Annotated in this window: 17 protein-coding genes; 9 read left to right on the top strand and 8 right to left on the bottom strand. The window is 62.0% G+C overall.

All coding sequences use genetic code 11. The features are described 5' to 3' along the window. Positions 1–142: 142 nt before the first annotated feature. From BLT65_RS26540 to BLT65_RS26530, 3 genes are all read left to right on the top strand, one after another. Positions 143–865 carry a GntR family transcriptional regulator gene (locus BLT65_RS26540; protein ID WP_042309576.1) on the top strand — a complete coding sequence of 241 codons (723 nt, stop codon included), beginning with the start codon at positions 143–145 and terminating at the stop codon, positions 863–865. Positions 866–934: 69 nt separating this feature from the next. Continuing rightward, entirely contained in the window at positions 935–2,230 is a 1,296-nt protein-coding gene (locus tag BLT65_RS26535; RefSeq protein ID WP_091782892.1) for an MFS transporter, read from the top strand. A 52-nt stretch (positions 2,231–2,282) separates the two neighbouring features. Beyond that, positions 2,283–3,194 carry an amidohydrolase family protein gene (locus BLT65_RS26530; RefSeq protein ID WP_091782890.1) on the top strand — a complete coding sequence of 304 codons (912 nt, stop codon included), beginning with the start codon at positions 2,283–2,285 and terminating at the stop codon, positions 3,192–3,194. A gap of 69 nt (positions 3,195–3,263) precedes the next feature. Here BLT65_RS26530 and BLT65_RS26525 read toward each other — a convergent pair whose 3' ends face one another. Together BLT65_RS26525 and BLT65_RS26520 are read right to left on the bottom strand one after the other, a co-directional pair. Continuing rightward, a complete protein-coding gene (locus BLT65_RS26525) occupies positions 3,264–4,487 on the bottom strand; it encodes an MFS transporter (RefSeq protein WP_091782886.1) in 1,224 nt (407 codons plus the stop codon). A 153-nt stretch (positions 4,488–4,640) separates the two neighbouring features. After that, positions 4,641–5,585 (bottom strand): LysR family transcriptional regulator, encoded by a 945-nt coding sequence (locus BLT65_RS26520; protein ID WP_091782883.1) that lies wholly within the window; start codon positions 5,583–5,585, stop codon positions 4,641–4,643. Positions 5,586–5,881: 296 nt separating this feature from the next. Between BLT65_RS26520 and BLT65_RS26515 the strand changes: the two genes are divergently transcribed. After that, on the top strand, positions 5,882–6,250 hold the full coding sequence (locus BLT65_RS26515; protein ID WP_091782880.1) for a DUF2784 domain-containing protein: 369 nt from the start codon (positions 5,882–5,884) through the stop codon (positions 6,248–6,250). 21 nt (positions 6,251–6,271) lie between these two features. On the opposite strand, the gene BLT65_RS26510 is transcribed toward BLT65_RS26515, so the two are convergent. Continuing rightward, positions 6,272–7,438 (bottom strand): MFS transporter, encoded by a 1,167-nt coding sequence (locus BLT65_RS26510; protein WP_091782877.1) that lies wholly within the window; start codon positions 7,436–7,438, stop codon positions 6,272–6,274. A 141-nt stretch (positions 7,439–7,579) separates the two neighbouring features. On the opposite strand from BLT65_RS26510, the gene BLT65_RS26505 reads away from it, so the two are divergent. Then, entirely contained in the window at positions 7,580–8,467 is an 888-nt protein-coding gene (locus BLT65_RS26505) for a LysR family transcriptional regulator (RefSeq protein ID WP_091782874.1), read from the top strand. Between the two features lie 26 nt (positions 8,468–8,493). Here BLT65_RS26505 and dapA read toward each other — a convergent pair whose 3' ends face one another. After that, the gene (dapA, locus tag BLT65_RS26500; protein ID WP_091782871.1) at positions 8,494–9,375 is read right to left on the bottom strand and encodes a 4-hydroxy-tetrahydrodipicolinate synthase; all 882 of its coding nucleotides are present in this window, start codon (positions 9,373–9,375) and stop codon (positions 8,494–8,496) included. A gap of 12 nt (positions 9,376–9,387) precedes the next feature. After that, the gene (locus tag BLT65_RS26495; protein WP_244186621.1) at positions 9,388–9,732 is read right to left on the bottom strand and encodes a hypothetical protein; all 345 of its coding nucleotides are present in this window, start codon (positions 9,730–9,732) and stop codon (positions 9,388–9,390) included. A gap of 206 nt (positions 9,733–9,938) precedes the next feature. Here BLT65_RS26495 and BLT65_RS26490 point away from each other — a divergent pair, with 206 nt between their 5' ends. Continuing rightward, entirely contained in the window at positions 9,939–10,310 is a 372-nt protein-coding gene (locus tag BLT65_RS26490) for a DUF6697 family protein (RefSeq protein WP_091782867.1), read from the top strand. A 1,023-nt stretch (positions 10,311–11,333) separates the two neighbouring features. Here the strand turns inward: BLT65_RS26490 and BLT65_RS26485 are convergent. Continuing rightward, positions 11,334–11,519 (bottom strand): hypothetical protein, encoded by a 186-nt coding sequence (locus tag BLT65_RS26485; RefSeq protein ID WP_244186619.1) that lies wholly within the window; start codon positions 11,517–11,519, stop codon positions 11,334–11,336. A 292-nt stretch (positions 11,520–11,811) separates the two neighbouring features. Here BLT65_RS26485 and BLT65_RS26480 point away from each other — a divergent pair, with 292 nt between their 5' ends. Both BLT65_RS26480 and BLT65_RS26475 read left to right on the top strand, forming a co-directional pair. Continuing rightward, a complete protein-coding gene (locus BLT65_RS26480; RefSeq protein ID WP_244186618.1) occupies positions 11,812–12,276 on the top strand; it encodes a response regulator in 465 nt (154 codons plus the stop codon). Between the two features lie 97 nt (positions 12,277–12,373). Continuing rightward, positions 12,374–13,906 (top strand): PAS domain-containing sensor histidine kinase, encoded by a 1,533-nt coding sequence (locus BLT65_RS26475; RefSeq protein ID WP_091782861.1) that lies wholly within the window; start codon positions 12,374–12,376, stop codon positions 13,904–13,906. Between the two features lie 105 nt (positions 13,907–14,011). Here the strand turns inward: BLT65_RS26475 and BLT65_RS26470 are convergent, their stop codons facing one another. Then, a complete protein-coding gene (locus tag BLT65_RS26470; RefSeq protein WP_091782859.1) occupies positions 14,012–14,815 on the bottom strand; it encodes an SDR family NAD(P)-dependent oxidoreductase in 804 nt (267 codons plus the stop codon). 343 nt (positions 14,816–15,158) lie between these two features. Here BLT65_RS26470 and BLT65_RS26465 point away from each other — a divergent pair, with 343 nt between their 5' ends. Further along, positions 15,159–16,298 carry an FUSC family protein gene (locus tag BLT65_RS26465; RefSeq protein WP_091782856.1) on the top strand — a complete coding sequence of 380 codons (1,140 nt, stop codon included), beginning with the start codon at positions 15,159–15,161 and terminating at the stop codon, positions 16,296–16,298. Between the two features lie 19 nt (positions 16,299–16,317). Here the strand turns inward: BLT65_RS26465 and BLT65_RS26460 are convergent, their stop codons facing one another. After that, positions 16,318–17,040, bottom strand: a complete 723-nt coding sequence (locus BLT65_RS26460) for an SDR family oxidoreductase (protein WP_007584373.1) — start codon at positions 17,038–17,040, stop codon at positions 16,318–16,320. Positions 17,041–17,061: the final 21 nt, after the last annotated feature.

The raw sequence follows: 17,061 nt of genomic DNA, 5'->3' as shown, positions 1-17,061 counted from the left end.
ATATATGTTTAGTTGAATTCTGCACGCCAACAATGGGTATAAACCCGCCGTGTCAACAAATTACCGGGTGATTAGGGTAATTCCGGATCGGTCAAAGCAAGGAACTCATGCAAACATATATATGAATTTGACGGAGGAAAGCATGCACGCCGATGATCGACTGCCCCGCTACCAGCGTTTGCGCGACGAAATGGTCGCGCTGGTCGCTGCCCGCCACTGGCGGCCCGGCGAAGCCATTCCGACCGAGCAGGCGCTCGCGAAAAGCTACGACGTCGCCGTCGGCACCGTTCGTAAAGCCGTCGATCTGCTGGTCGCAGAAGGGCTGCTGGAGCGGTTCCAGGGGCGCGGAACGTTTGTGCGCCGCGCGAGCTTCGACAGTTCTCTCTTCCGGTTCTTCAGATTCCAGACCCGGCAGGGCGAGCGTCGCATTCCCGAGAGCCGCATCCTGCGCCGCGAGGTCGTGGAGGCACCGTCGGCCGTCGCCGCGACCTTGCAAATCCCGAATGGCGCCAAGGTCATTCAGATGTCGCGTCTTCGGCTGATCGACGGCGTGCCGATGCTCGCGGAAGAAATCTGGCTTCCGTTCGACCGCTTCGCCGCGTTCGCACAACTCGAACTGACGGAGATCGGCGATCTGCTCTATCCCGTGTATGAGTCGCAGTGCAACCAGGTCATCGCGTCGGCAACCGAAACGCTGACTGTCGAGGCGATCGGTCCGCTTCACGCGCGGCTCCTGCGCATCGAGCCGGGTACGCCCGCCGTCGTGATCGAACGGCTCGCTTATGGATATGACAGGCAACCGCTGGAATGGCGGCGCTCGCGCGGGCCCGCAAGCGAATTCATTTACCAGGCCGAGATCCGCTAGACACCGAAAGACCTGGCAACCCATAACGATTCGATCCCCACGATGGGATACACGACGCAGGAGACGGCAATGTTCAAGTGGTTCAAGGAGGTGTCCGGCAACGAGCGTCGGACATTCTGGGCGTGTTTCGGCGGATGGGCACTCGACTCGCTCGATGTGCAGATGTTCAGTCTCGTGATTCCAGCCATCATCGCGGAATGGTCGATCAGCCGGACGCAAGCGGGGATGGTCAGCGGTGTGACGCTGGTGGCTTCGGCGCTGGGCGGCTGGGTGGCCGGCATGCTCTCGGACCGGCTGGGCCGCGTGAAGACGCTGCAATGGACCGTCGCGTTCTTCTCTATATTCACTTTTCTTTGCGCGTTCGCGCAGAACTATCCGCAGTTCCTGATTCTGAAGACGCTTCAGGGCTTTGGCTTCGGCGGAGAGTGGGCGGCGGGCGCGGTCCTGATGGCCGAAACGATTCGTGCCGAACATCGCGGCAAGGCGATGGGCAGCGTGCAGAGCGCATGGGCCGTCGGCTGGGGCGCCGCTGTGCTGCTCTACGCGTTGATGTTCTCGTGGCTACCTGGCGAGACGGCATGGCGCGTGATGTTCGGGATCGGCCTCGTTCCCGCGCTGCTGATCCTCTACGTTCGACGCGGCGTGCAGGAGCCCGTGCAGCCCGCGCGGGCTGCGCGCGACGTTCGGGCAAGCGACGATGGTTCGACGTTCGGCGTGTTCTTTGGCATCTTCTCGCCGCAAGTGCTGCGCATGACGCTAATCGGCGCATTGCTCGGGGTCGGCGCGCATGGTGGGTATTACGCATTGATGACGTGGCTCCCCACTTTTCTGAAAACGGAGCGCCACTTGTCGGTGTTGGGCACGGGCGCTTACCTTGCTGTCGTCATCGTCGCGTTCTTTTGCGGATGCATCGTCAGCGCGCATTTGCTCGACCGGATCGGCCGACGCAGGACCATCCTCATCTTTGCGATCTGCTGCGTGCTGACGGTTGTCGCGTATCTGTTTCTGCCGCTCAGCAATCTCGCCATGCTGTTCTTCGGCTTTCCGCTGGGGTTCTTCGCAGCGGGTATCCCGGCCAGCATGGGCGCGCTTTTCAACGAGCTTTATCCCCGTGGCATGCGGGGTACGGGTGTCGGCTTTTGCTATAACTTCGGCCGCGTGGTGTCGGCGGGTTTTCCTGTGCTCGTGGGCCATATGTCCGCCAATATGTCGCTTGGAACGGCGATCGGCATTGACGCCGGACTGGCTTACTCGATTGTGGTCCTGTCCGTGCTGATGCTGCCCGAGACGCGCGGCCGCGCACTCGGCGAAGCGGCATTCGAGGCCGGACCTACGGGAACGCTGACGCAGGCGCAACGGCACTGATGCGCGGCCGTTCTGACGACAGCCGGGCAAGTTTTGTCGGAGAATAATGCCAATGATCGAAACAACGGGTTCGGACGCACTTGAGCAACAGGCAGCGCAGCGTCTTTCCCAAATCGCCTTGATCGATGCACATGCGCATGTGTTCGAGCGTGGCCTGCCGCTTGCCCGGCAGCGCCGATATGCGCCCGACTACGACGCGCCGCTCGATGTCTATCTCGAACAACTCGATACGTACAATGTGTCGCGCGGCGTGCTGGTGCAGCCCAGCTTTCTCGGCACGGATTGCGACTATCTGCTGGCCGCTTTGCGACGCGCGCCTGAACGGCTTCGCGGTGTCGCGGTCGTCGAACCGGATTGCGGGCTCGACGCGCTAACGATGATGGCGCGGGCGGGTGTCGTCGGTGTTCGATTGAACCTCATCGGGCTTCCCGATCTCCCGATCGAAACGAGTCTGACACTGGAAACGCTCGCACATGTTCGTCAGCTTGGATGGCATGTCGAAGTCCACGCCGAAGCGGCGCGTCTTGAGCGTATCGTCCTGCCGCTGCTGGATAAAGGCCTGAATGTGGTCGTCGATCATTTCGGCAGGCCGGACCCTGCACTCGGCGTCGATGACGAGGGCTTTCGTCGACTCCTCGATCTGGCGAGCACAGGCCAGGTGTGGGTCAAGATATCGGCAGCCTATCGAAACTGGAGCTTCGCGGAGGGTGGGCACTCAACACCTCGCTTTGCACATGATGCTGTTCGGCTTCTGACTGAAGCATTCGGCGTGGATCGCCTGATGTGGGGGAGTGATTGGCCGCATACGCAGTTCGAGGCAACTCAGGATTTTGGCCGCACGCTCGACGCCCTGCGGTCACTGCTGCCCAATGAGGCGGAGCGAAGGGCCGTCGCGTGTGGCACATCGGCGAAGTTCTACGGGTTTGATGAACCGACGATCGAGTCACGCTCGATCGGTGGGTGAGCAGTCCACGGCGCTCCGTTTAGAAAGAGAAGGGGCGAAGGCCACCTTCAGCCCCGCCAACGTGAGCCTTCATTCGACGGCAGCACAAGCCGCATTCACTCTCGCCGGCCGCGCGATAATCGCGACAGTCAGCAACACCGCCGCCAACTCACACGTTGCCGCCACCCACCCGAGGCTTCCCACACTGGCATGAGCCAACGTGAGCGCGCCGAGCGCGGCGCCTATCGAGAAGCCGATATACATGAACGAAGCGTTGAGCGACAGCACAATCGACGCGACCTTCACACCAGCAATGTCGATCAGTCTTGCCTGCTGTGCCGGATAAAACGCCCAGTGCGCGACGCCCCACAGCGCGATAGCGGCGATCACCGGCACGAGTGCAGCGCCCGGCGACAGAAAGCGCGCGCTGATCGACAGTGTGGCGAACGCGAGGCCTGACAGCGCGATCGTGGGAACGATCACGGCCAGAGGTCCAAACCGGTCATTTGCTGTGCCACCCGACACGACGCCAATCGCAGCGGCAAGCCCCCACATGAACATCACCATGCCGACCTGTGCGCCGGCCAACCCTGTGATTTCAGCGAGAAACGGCGAGAGATAGGTATAAACCGTGTACGCGCCGGTGGCCCAGAGCGTGGTCGTGAGCAGCGTCGCGAGCACGACAGGTTTGCGCGCGATCGCGATGCGCTCGCGCAGCGTCGCAACCGGAATGCCGGCGCCGATATCGCGCGGCAAGCCGATGAACAACCCAGCCACCGCGAGTGCCGCCAGTCCCGCGACACCCGCGAAAGTCATGCGCCAGCCGAGCGCATGGCCAATGACGGCGCCAAGGGGAACGCCGAGCGCGATCGCAATCGTAATGCCGCCGTTCACCACCGCGATTGCGCGGCCGCGCATTTCGGGCGGCACGATGACGCTCGCCAGCGCGTTCGCGCCCGGCACATAGAGACCGGCGGAGAGCGCCAGCAATACCCGGGCGCCCATCAAGGCCCAGAAGGATGGCGCTGCGAACGCGAGCAGATTGGAAAGCGCGAACGCGATCATGCTGGCGAGCAGCAACGTCCGCCGGTTCATGCTGCCGCTCAACGCCGTCAGGACGGGGGAGCTGAGGCCGTAGGCGAGCGCGAATACTGTCACCAACTGTCCTGCTGTTTCGATCGTCACCGACAGATCGGTCGCGAGTCCGGGTAGAAGCGGAGAAATCATGAAGCCTTCCGTTCCGATCGCGAAAGCGCCGAGCGCCAGCCAGTACACGGGCGCGGGAAGGGATGAAGTTGTGTAGGTGGGTGTCATGTGAGGCCTGGAATCGAGAGTCAAGCGTTGCTTGATTCTGGATCGGCCGACACTGGACATCAATGGACCGGCGTTCCGGACATATCGGACATAGGTGTCCGCAATTCCGCCGCTGATTACACTTACCGATGAAAGGCACCCGCTGCCGGTTCGTCACGCCGCATAGACAGAACCCAGCGCTGAAGTCAGTATGTTTCCCACAGGCGGAGTCTTGACATGGACGTCGACCGCAAACTGCTCATGCGCGAGATCGATCATCGCGGTGAGTGCCGGCGTGACGATAGTGTCCTTGTTACGGATAAACACCGTCTTCACATGCGCGAACTGCGACGGAAGCGCGTGACAATGCACGGCATGCCGCGCGCCATGACTCTCCACCACCGATCGCGGCAACAACGTAATCCCCATTCCCGCCGCGACGCACGACATGATTCCATCCAGCGTGCCTAGCTCCATTACCTGGCCCGGAATGATGCCGGCGTGATAGAACCAGTTTTCGAGTGTCGAACGATAGAAGCAGCCCGTCCTGAACGCGAGCACGGTTTGCCCGGACATCTGCTTCGCGAGCGCAGCAAGCGACTCGAACTCGATGCCGCTCACGAGGACCAACTCTTCTTCGAAGACTTCTTCTTGATGCAGCGACGAACTCTGATGAAAGCCGCCGACGAACGCACCATCCAGCCGATGACATTCGACCGCCTTGATCAACTCGTTCGTCGTGCCCGTCATCAGCGACAGTTGAACTTGCGGAAACTGCACGTGATACTTCGCCAGCACTTTCGGCAAACGGATCGCGGCCGTCGTTTCCATCGACCCGAGACGCAGCAGCCCGCGCGGCGATGCGTTGTCCAGTAGCGCGTTGCGGCTTTCGTCCGTCAACTGAAGGATACGTTGCGCGTAGCCCAGAAAAATCTGTCCCGCCGACGTGAGCACCACGCCGTTCTTTTGCCGGATGAACAACTGCTGGTTCAATTCCGCTTCGAGTTCCTTGATGCGCATCGTCACGTTCGACTGAACGTTATGGATTTTTTCAGCCGCTGCCGTGAAGCTGCCGCAATCGGCCACTGCGCAAAACATTCTCAGATGCCTCAGTTCCATCGTGCGCCTCGCCGGATCACCTCGGATGATGAAGATTCAGGCTAGCACATCGAGCCTGATGATTGACTTGCACACGCGGACACAAACGCGCGCATCGTTGACGCGTTGGAAAAGCCACGGATTTCGGATCGACAGGTTTTCGCTGCGCCACGGAATTTCGTGCGCCGCAAGCACGTCGAGCACGGGTGACCGAAACGCTGCACAATTCCTTGGCGAAGGGAGAATGTAATCGGCCTGATTCTTCACTGCCGCATGTCATGCGAACGTGGCCGAGACAGAAGCGCGCAGGAAACGTCATGACCTGGCTGGCCGACGCAGTGCTCGTGTTGCATGCGCTGATCGTCCTGTTTATCGTCGGCGGACTGATGGCGATCTGGGCGGGCGCAGCGTTGCAATACGCCTGGGTGCGCAATCGCGCTTTTCGCGTGCTGCATCTCGCGGCCATTGGCGTCGTCGCGATTCTCGCAGCGCTCGACGTGCCGTGCCCGCTCACCGTGCTCGAAGACCGGTTGCGCACGGGCGGCACGGTCGAGCAAGGTTTCGTGCAGCGTTGGGTGAGCCACTGGCTCTACTACGATTTCCCCGTCTGGATGTTCGCGGTTGCGTATGTCGTGTTTCTGCTAATCGTGGCAATCACATGGCGGTGCATACCACCGCGCCGTTGAGAGCGGGTGCGCCGCACGCGATCATTCCCGCTGCGCCGCACCCGCCATCTGCGGCCGCACCTGAATCATCACCGACACGCACCCGAGCGCGAGTCCAACCGTACACACGCCGGGCCATTGCCATACGCTCCACGCCCAGATGCCCAACGACGACCCGAGCGCGCCGCCCGCAAAGCGGATCGTCATGTAGAGCGTGTTGATGCGGCTCATCGCATCGCTCTTGATGCTCATGTTGCGCGCCATGTTCGCGACATGCCCGCTCTGCAATCCCAGGTCGAGAACGATCACACCGGCGACGAGGCCTGCAATCGTGTTGCCCGTCGCCGCGAGAATCGCAAAGGCCACGACGAAGATGGCACCGCTAGCCAGCACGACGTGACGCGGGTTGCGCGTGTCGATCAGCCTGCCCGCCCCCGTCGATGCCGACGCGCCAACCACGCCGACCAGGCCGAACAGGCCCGCGACCTCGCTGCCGTAATGCGCGTCCATCGCGTGCAGATGAAACGCCAGCGTGGCCCAGAACGCGCTGAACGCGGCGAACTGAAGCGCGGCGATCGCCGAGGTCTGGCGAATCAGCGGTTCCTCGCGAATTAGCGTCCACAGCGAACCCATCAGCCGCCGATACGTGCCCGTGTACGTGGGCTGCGCGCTCGGCAGCATGCGCGACAGCACAGCCGCCGTGACGAGCATCGCCGCCGCCGCGACCCAATAGACGGCCCGCCAGCCGAAATGCTGCGCGATCGATCCGGAAATCGTGCGCGACACGAGGATGCCGCACAGCAAGCCGAACATCACGATGCCGACCGCCTGGCCGCGTTGCTGCGGCCCGGCAAGTTGTGCCGCGAACGGCGTGAGCAACTGCGGCGCGACACTGACGAGTCCCGTCAGGAAACTGGCCGCGACGAGCCAGTTCAACGTCGGCGCCAGCGCGATCGCCGCGAGCGCCGCGCTGGCGATGCACAACAGCGTGCGCAGCAGCGAACGGCGTTCGAGCTTGTCGCCGAGCGGCACGAACAGCAGCAGTCCGAGCGCATAACCCGTTTGCGCGGCGACGGATACGGTTCCCGCCTGCCTTTCGCTGGTGTGAAACGCCAGCGCGAACTCGGCCAGCAACGGCTGGTTGTAGTAGTTGTTCGCGACCACGACACCCGCCGCGCCTGCCATGAGCCAGAAGATCGAACGTTTCATCTGTGAGTGTTCCCGTGGCTTCGCCGCCAGTCGATCAGGCGGCATTATCGTCCCGTTCACAACGAATGTAGACTATTCCGGAAATTGCCGGTATCTATCTAAAACGGCAAGCAGCCTTGCTAAATCCGGAAGAGTCGAATCATGGACCGCTTTGAAGCAATGAGTGTCTACGTGCGGGTCGTGGACGCGGGAAGCCTGTCGGCGGCTGCGCGCGCGATTCCGATGTCGTTGACGTCGGTCAGCAGGCACATTTCGGCGCTCGAAGCGCAGTTCGGCGCGCAATTGCTTCGGCGCACCACGCGCAATCTCGCGATGACGGACGAAGGGCGCATTCTCTACGACCGCGCGAAGGCGATTCTGGGCGAAGTGGACGAGCTTGGCAGCGCGTTGTCGGCGGGACGCGGGAAGTTGTCCGGACGGTTGCGGATCGCCGCACCGAATCTGCTTGGGCGGCTCGTGGTCGCGCCGCTATTGCCGCGCTTTCTCGCGATGCATCCCGAGGTGGCCGTCGATCTGATGCTCGTCGACCGCGCCGTCAATCTGGTGGAAGAGGGGTTGCATGTCGCCGTGCGCGTCGGCAGGCTGCCGGATTCGAGCCTCGTCGCGCGCAAGCTCGATGACATCCAGATGGTGGTGTGCGCGGCGCCTTCGTATCTCGCGCAGCGCGGCACGCCTCGCAAGCTCGACGATTTGCGTAAGCACGATTGCCTCGTTTTCTCGGATGCGCCGGGACCGGTCGAGTGGCGCTTCCAGTCGGGCGCGACGCGCACGCGTATCGGCGTGACGGGCCGTCTGTGGATGAATAGCCTCGATGCGCTGGTGTCGGCGGCGATCGAGGGCGCGGGCGTCGTGCGTGCGCCCGCGTGGCAGGTGGCGGCGCATATCGAGCGAGGCCGCTTGCAGCCCGTGCTCGACAAGTTTGCGCCGCCCGCTACGCCCGTGCACGTGGTGTTCGAGCGCGCGAAGCTGTCGTCGCCGAAAATCAGGACATTCGTCGACTATCTCGTCGATCAATGGGGCCGCGTGTGAATTGAGCCGGCGTATGCCGGCCGCGTTCAGACGGCGATGGCGAGTTCCGCGCGCACAGTGCGCAGCGTTTCGTGCGCGTGCGCGAGCTGCGCGACGAGCACCGCCGATGCCGCCGTGATCGGCATGCGTACCTCATCCGAGATACGGCCTTCGATCGACAGCATGGCCTTGATGGCCGACGGATTGGGCGCGGAGAACAGCAGCTTGAGCACGGGCTTGAGCCGCTCGAAGATCCGGCGTGCTGTCTCAGCGTCGCCTGCTTGCATGAGCGACTGAATCTCGATCAGCAGATCCGCGCAGACATGCGCGCTCGCGAGAATGCCGCCGTGCCCGCCCGACGCGAGGCAATCGACGAAAGCCTCGTCGGTGCCGCACAGCACGTTGATGGGCAGCTTGCCCAGCGCGTCGAACTGCTGCGGTACACATGCCTTGATCGCGACGATGTTCTCGTGTTCCGCGAGCCGCGCAACGGTTGCGGGTTCGATCGATACACCCGTGCGATGCGGCACGTCATAGAGCACGATGGGCCGTTCGGTTTCGCGCGCGATCTGTTCGAAATGCCACACGATGCCCGCCTGATCGGGACAGACATAGGCGGGCGGCGAGACGAGAAAGCCTGCCACGTCCCATCGCTCGAAGCGCCTGATTTCGCGCACGAACTCGCGCGTGTCGAAGCCGCCGATGCCGACGAGCACCGGCAAGCGGCCATCGACGACGTCGCTGATCGCCTGCAAGACGGTCACGCGCTCGATATCGGAGAGCAGCGCGGCCTCGCCTGTCGTGCCGAGCGCGACGATGCCCGCGATGCCGGTGCGCGCGTAATGATCGGTCAGCGCTTGCAGCGCTTCGATATCGACTTCACCGGAACGAAACGGCGTGACGAGCGGAATCCAGATTCCCGAGTACATGTGTTCGCTCCTTCACCTGACGATGCGCGTGATGGTGCCGATGGTTGCTTCGGACATCGTCGCGATCAGTGTGTGAAGCGTGAAATCCAGATCTTCGGGAGCGATGTTGAAATGCACGCGCACCTTGTCGTGCAGCATATGCGTGTGCGAAATGTAGACGCCGAGCGGCGAGTGGAGGAGCGTCGCGAGATGGTTGCGAAACGCGTCCGGCGAGGTGCCGGTGAGAAAGATTTCGAGTTGAACGCGCTGAGCGTGCAGAGGAATGACGTTGGAGCGGGTTTGCGTCGACGGGATATCGGGGACGAAGTCTTGCGGCGCGCGAAGTTGTGCGGAGCCCATGTTCTTGGTTGCCACCATCGGCAGTTGTCGAGATGGACCTAGCGTACTGCGAAGCGCGTAAACGTCGTGTAAAAAGCGCGTGCGTTTGTGCAAACGCGAGGGATCGAGATAGCGCGTTTATTGCGTAGACCGTTGTCTTTACACCGATTTTAGAAGGGGCCAGATACGATCTTCGGGATTGGCGTCGCAGCGCCGCTGCGTGACGTCATGTCCTGGAGTCAACCATGTTCGAAATCGGAAAAGAATATTCTCGTGAAGACATTCATCAGGTGACGGGTGGCAGCAAGCACGCGTTTCTGCCCGTTAAGGGCGGCAAGGTTGTTGCCGCGCGATTGCGGCCTGATCTGAATCCGCATGCGCCTGAGGTGATTCTTTGCGACGGGAGCGCTTCTTCGCGCGCGGCGGGGCGCACCTTGGCGCGGCAGACTGCGCCGGTTCCTGTTTTTGTGCGGACGTCGTCGGATCGGTTTCGGTATGTGGGGGAGTATGTTGTTGCGGAGTCGATGACGGCGCCGTCCGATTATGCCGAGTATGTTAAGGATAGTAGTTTTACGCTTGCGCAGATTTCAAGGGTTATCAGGTTGAAGCGGCGGTGAGGTTTTTGCCGTCCGGCGGGGTGGTTTGCTAGTGCTTTTGCTGGCGTCCGCGATTTGCTTTCGTGGCGCGGCCGGTTTGGTTTTTATGGGTTTGCGCTGGCATCCGCGTTTTGTTATCTAGCTTCACGCGTCGCCCCTGTGCGGGGCGGCACCTACTTTTCTTTGCCGCCGCAAAGAAAAGTAGGCAAAAGAAAGCGGCTAACACCGCCAGTTCTTGTGTTTGCCTGAGGGCCCTCAACCGGTCTTACGCTTCACACGGCAATCACGTGACCCCTGTCCGTTGCCAACGCTCTTGCGCTGCGCCTCACCCGCTTCACGCCCCCGCAATTCCGCATGCCGTGTCAGATAGTCCACCGCCGCCCAGGTGGCAAACTGTGTGTAGGTTGTCGCGGCGTACATGTTAGCGCTCTTACAAGGTGGAACGCGTGCGCTATCGTGTCCGAAGTGAGGCGCGTGCAGTACCACGGCCTACACACAGTTTGCCACCTGGGCGGCGCAAACCATTCGCTGCCGCTAGCCCTTGTGCGGGTGTTTGAAGTGGGTGAGGCGGTCATTCGAAGCGTTGGCAACGAACGCGAACAGAAATGCTGCCGTGTGAAGCGTAAGACCGGTTGAGGGCCCTCAGGCAAACACAAGAACTGGCGGTGTTAGCCGCTTTCTTTTGCCTACTTTTCTTTGCGGCGGCAAAGAAAAGTAGGTGCCGCCCCGCACAGGGGCGACGTTTGAAGCACGCTAACAAACCGCGGATGCCAGCGCAGAGGCAAAAAGACCAAACCGCTTGCGCACCAAAACACCGCAACCCAACAAAAACCCGCCGCGAGAATCGTCCGGCACGGCGTATGCTCGGAAATCTTCAATCCGCTGGTCCGCCGCATATCCAGCGAGCACCCCGCGCACCCGCTCTGCGGCGGGCTGAACAGACGAATTTGCCGACGCCGTCAATTATGTCGCGCCGGGCAGATCGTGGCGTACGCTCAATACGGGGTCGGTCAGCCAGTCGGCGGGTCAGCCTTTCCATTCTGTTCACCGGCGCGCGTCGAGTTCGAATACTCCTGCCAATGCGCCCGTCCCTTCCGCGCTGACATCCGCGTAGACCAGCCTCTCGCCGTTCCAGCAGGCAATCACCGTGTCCGTCAACTCCGCGACGGTATCCGGCCCTGCGTCGCGAAGTAGTGCCGTCAACTGCTGTTCGAAGTCTTCACGTTGCATGCTGAATGTCTCCTTTTAAGCTGTTGCGGCACATCGATTGCGGACTGCCTGTAACACAAGTGCAAAGGAGCGAGTCATGGCAGCGCAATCTGTCGAGACCGAAGAGGCTGTCGAAGGCGCCTTCTTTCCAGCAAGCGACACGCCGTCAAAAGGCAAAGACGCTTCCGATGCGGGCGCATGTTCAGCGCAATGAGCGCCCTGCAGACCTTGCTAACCGAAACGATGCGCCGGCTGCCGCCAACGGCGGCGTCGGCAGCGGCGAATCCGCATGACCGATACTACGAGCCAAACCGTGGCAAATGTACTGCTGGTCGACGACGACGCGGAGAACCTCTGGTCGCTGCAACTGGCGCTTGAAAGCGACGGTCACCACGTGAGCGTTGCTGGAGATGCCAACTGCGCACTGGATATCCTGCGTCGGGAATCGTTCCAGCTGATGATCACGGACTACGAAATGCCCGGCATCGACGGCGCCGAGTTGTGCCGTCTGGTGCATGAGCAGCCCGCTCATTCCGGGTTGCCGATCGTGCTGTTGTCGGCTGCGGCAGAGCCGCAAAGCTTTCCGCAATCGTGGACGCGGTTTTTCCGCAAACCGGCGCGCATCCAGGATCTGACGGCCACGCTCGACGCCCACCTCGCTGCGCACCAGCCGGCCATGAGGCCGCTGCACCCGAAAGCGTCCGTGCGCGCGGCCCTGAGATGCCAGAGCCTGCCCGCATCGCGCTGGATTCCCGTCGATGCCGGCTGCTGGCCATAAGCCGTGCTCCGACGGTGGCCGCTGTCGGCGCTCGTGCAGAGATCGTTCAGCGGGAGCGTAAAATCGGCCATTGGAACCCGTCACCGGATAGTCCCAGATGAGCGACACTCACAAGACGCACCATACGGCGCGCGAGACAGCGGAGCAATTCCGCATTCTCGTACAGGGCGTCACCGACTACGCGATCTACATGCTGTCGCCCACAGGCATCGTGACGAGCTGGAACGTCGGGGCCGAGCGGATCAAAGGGTATAGCCACGCCGAAATTCTTGGCCAGCATTTCTCGTGTTTCTATACGGACGAGGATAGAGCCAACGGCGCGCCAGCCATGATTCTCGCGACGGCAGCGCGGGAAGGCCGTGCGGAACGCGAGGGATGGCGCGTGCGCAAAGATGGCAGCCGCTTCTGGGCGCACGTGGTGGTCGATGCCATTCGCGACGAACGCGGCGAGCTGGTCGGTTTTGCCAAGGTCACGCGCGACATTACCGAACGCAAGCAGTCGGCGGCTGCGCTGGAAAAGGCAAATGTCGCGCTGTTCCAGGCGCAGAAGATGGAGGCGATTGGCCGGCTCACGGGCGGCGTCGCGCACGACTTCAACAACCTGCTCGCGGTGCTGTCCAACGGCCTGCAGGTGCTGGCCACGCAGTCGCGCACGCACCTCGACATGAAGATGATCGACGGCATGCGCCGGGCTATCGATCGCGGCGCTTCGCTCACGCAGCAACTGCTGTCGTTCGCGCGCCAGCAGCCGTTGCGGCCGGAAGTGCATGATCTGAACATGCTGATCCGCGATTTCGAGCCGATGCTGGTGAAAGTCCGCGCCGATAACAGGACGAAATGCGAACTCGGCCTGGCGGGCGATCCTGCGTTCGCGCTCGTCGACGCCGCGCGGTTCGAGGCGACCCTGCTCAATCTCGTTGTCAACGCCGTGGACGCGATGCCCGACGGCGGGACTGTGACGATCGCGACGACTACCGTCGAATCGGACAGAGCGGTCACGGCCGTGTTGGCGGCTGGCCGCTACGTACGGATTTCCGTATCCGATACGGGAACGGGCATGCCTCAGAGAGTGTTGGAACAGGCTTTCGAGCCGTTCTTTACGACGAAGCCACCGGGAAAGGGCACGGGACTCGGGCTGAGCCAGGTCTACGGGTTCATTACCCAGTCGGGCGGCGATGTCGTGATATCGAGTGTCGAAGGAGAAGGCACGACCATCGATCTCTATCTGCCGATGGCGCAGCCCGTGGAGTCGGCGAGTACGTTTGTCCCTTCGAAAGTCGAAACAGTTTTACTGGTCGAAGATGAACCGGACGTGCTGGGGCTTGCGACGGAACTGTTCCGCAGCATCGGATATGAAGTCGTAGTGGCGAGCAGCGCATCCGAGGCCGTGGCGATTCTGAAGGAACGCGACGATATCGACGTCGTCTTCACGGATATCACGATGCCCCACGGCATGAGCGGCATGGACCTGGCGCATCATATTCGCGCAGGGTATCCGGCCGTCAAGGTGGTGCTGACATCGGGCTACCCGCTCGCCACCTTGCGCGACGAGTACGGTGCTTTCAACGAGTTTCCGTTTGTCTACAAGCCGTACCGGCTCGCCGATCTCGCGAAGGCGCTGAGAGCATGACGCGCCTTTGATCGAGACACCGATCATTGCTTTGCCTGTGTGTCCAGACATCGCCGCATGCGAACGCGCGGCGATGCTGCGAACAGTGCCTGAAACGGCTCGCGCTTAACGGATGTTGTAGCGGGAAGCGGGCTTGCCTGATTGCGTGGCCTCGAAGAGCTTTTCGCGAGCCGCGTCGTATTCTTCCCAGAGCCGGATGTCTTCCACCGAAGGCAGCGTGACGGCTTCGCCCTTCGCAAGACCGGCCAGTGCGGCATCGACGAGGTGATCGACGCTCATCACGCGCTCCTTGCCCAGATTCTCGACAGGCACGCCCGCGATATCCCAGATCTCCGTGTCGGTTGCGCTCGGCATGACCAGTTGCACGTTCACGTTAGTCCCTTCGACTTCCTGTTGCAGGCCGCGAGTGAAGCTCGTCACAAACGCTTTGGTGCCGCTGTACACGGTGCTGATCGGCAACGTGTGCAGTGAGAGCACCGAACCGATGTTGATGAGCACCCCGTTATCCCGTTGCTTGAACAGAGGAAGAACCGCATAGCAAAGCCGGACGAGGGCATTCACGTTGAGATCGATCATCGCTTCGTGTTTGCTGAAGTCCGTATCCGCGAAGCCCGCGAGCGTTGCCACGCCTGCGTTGTTGACGAGCATCGTGATGGACGGGTCTGCCGAAATCGCCGATACCACGGCGGCAACGCCTGCGTCCCTCGACAGGTCTTCGACAAGCGCCGTGGCGCGAATGCCGTATTGCTCCGACAGGCGCTTCGCCAGTTCATTCAGGCGCTCGGCGCGCCTTGCCACCAGAATCAGGTCGTAGCCTTGTGCAGCGAGACGATCTGCGTAGACCATGCCGATGCCAGCCGATGCGCCCGTGACGACCGCAGTACCTTTGATTGCCGCGTTGCTATTCATAGAGTTCACTCGATCAAGACGTCTGCCAGACGGCTGTCTGACAGGGTTCAAAAAGTGCGCAGGCCTTGTTTGTGTTCCCGGCTTCGCGCCGAAGACCTCGCGGTTGTCGCCATCAAACACGACGTTCAGTCCGTGTGATGCGAGTAATGATGGCGATCGCAATCAATAAAGTCAAGAGAAAACCGGCGGATACCGTTCAGGGAAGGTGCGTTTATGAAACCGGCGTGCGGACGTGAAACGCGCCGGCGTGTCTGCATCGGGCTAATAGAAGGCTTGCAATGGACCGCCGACGATGTCGTACCATGCATGAACCCTCGCTCGCGAACGACGCCCGTCCGACATCATGTACGACACGTTCCTGCTCGCTTTGCGCAATACGCTCGGCGCGTTCCGGGCGGAGCTTTCGCGGCGCACGTTCCGCGCGCGAATGCGGCGTTGCACGGAGGCGGTGCTCGCGACGCTCATTGCCGTGTGCGCAAGCCGCTATGTCGGCCTGCCGGAAATCTGGTGGGCCGCCATTTGCGCGTTTTCGCTGACGGGTCTCGCGCTGGGCGCCGCGCTCGATCTCGGCGTGCAGCAGATCATCGGCACGTTCGGCGGGACCGTCATCGGCCTGCTGCTGTCGCGCTTTGCGGCCGACGACGTTGCGCAATTCGTGATGCTGATGGCGCTTCTATCCGCGGCCGGACTGTATCTCGCGACGAAGCGATCGGCGGGGTACATGTGGATTCTTTCTACTGCGCTCGCCATTTTCATCGTGACGACCATGCACGCCGAGCCGGACACCGACTTGCGAGGCGTTGCCGAGGCGCTGTGGATCAACGCTCTGATCGGCACGGCGGCCTATCTGGGCGTGACCCTGCTGGGCGCGGCCCTCATGTCGTTGCGAGACGCGCGCGTGCCAACTGCCGAAGCACCGCGCCCCGCCGTTGCACACGCGTTGACCGACCGCACGCTTGGCCGCGTGCCGCATACGATGGTCGGCACGATCACGCTGTCGGTGCTCGCGTATCTGGCATGGCGTTATCCCATCGAGGGATTCCCGCAGGCGATGACGACGGCGCTCGTCGTTCTGATGGTTCCCGTCGATGCCCAGGGCACGTGGTCGCCTTACGGCGTCGTGCAGAGGATGTGCCATCGGCTGCTGGGTTGCGCATTGGGTTGCGTGGTGGTGTTCGTCGTGCTGCCGCTGACGGCTGGCAGTATCGTGTATTGCCTGTTAGCCGTGTGCGTGTTCGTGTGGCTCTCGTGCTATCTGCGCTTTGGACATTCGGACATCAGCTATGTCGGCACGCAATTCGGCGCGGTCGTCATCCTGACGTTCGTTCACGACCGCGTGTGGCTGAGCGACGATGTCGCCGTTGCCTATCATCGGCTAGCGGGTGTTGCGGCGGGGAATGTCGCGCTCGCCGTCGTGCTGCTTCTGGTGACGGCGGGCTGCGCCGTGTGGGCGAAAAACCGGGCGAATGAGCGCGCGAAATAGCGAATGGATCGGCTGCGCGTCAGATCGCCGCCTTGCCAATCGATGCGCCACCATCGACATACAGCGTCTGCCCGGTGATGAACCCTGCCGGCTCGGAAAGGAAGAACTCCACGCTCGCCGCGAGTTCATCCGGCTTGCCGAGGCGCTTCATCGGCACGAGCGACAGGAAGCGCTTCTCGGCTTCGCTGCCGACAGGGGTGTTCTCACGGAACATCTCGGTTTCGGTCGGTCCCGGTGCCACGGAATTGACGGTGATGCCGGAGTCGGCAAGCTCGAGCGCCCATGTGCGCGTGAAGCTGATCATCGCGCTCTTGGCGGCAGCATACGTGCTTCGCTGCGCGACGCCCAGCACGACCAGGCTCGACAGATTGACGATGCGTCCCCAGCCTTTCTCCTTCATGTTCGGCAGCAACGCCTGCGCGGTTTGCACGGCGGGCGCGAGGTTCGTGCTGAACGTGCGATCCAGATCGTCGAGTTCGATCTCGCCGAGCCGTGCGAGCTTGACGAAGCCCATGTTGTTGACGACGCCGTCGAACGCGTAGCGCGAGGTCAGTTCGCGCAAGCCTTTGTCGGTGGCGTCGCGATCGGCGAGATCGATGCTCACCAGCGTGCCGGGGAAGGTCGGGTCATCCGTGCGACGTGCGATGCCGACAACCTGATGGCCTGCGCGGGCGAGCCGTTCGGACAGCGCGCGGCCAATGCCTTTGCTCGCGCCAGTGATAAGAAAAGTACGTTGCGTCATGATGCTTTCTTCAAAAGACAA

It is taken from the genome of Paraburkholderia steynii (genome assembly GCF_900100565.1).
Lineage (GTDB): Bacteria > Pseudomonadota > Gammaproteobacteria > Burkholderiales > Burkholderiaceae > Paraburkholderia > Paraburkholderia terrae.
Note: the sequence above shows the minus strand (reverse complement) of the source record. Positions and strands in the feature narration are given on the sequence as shown.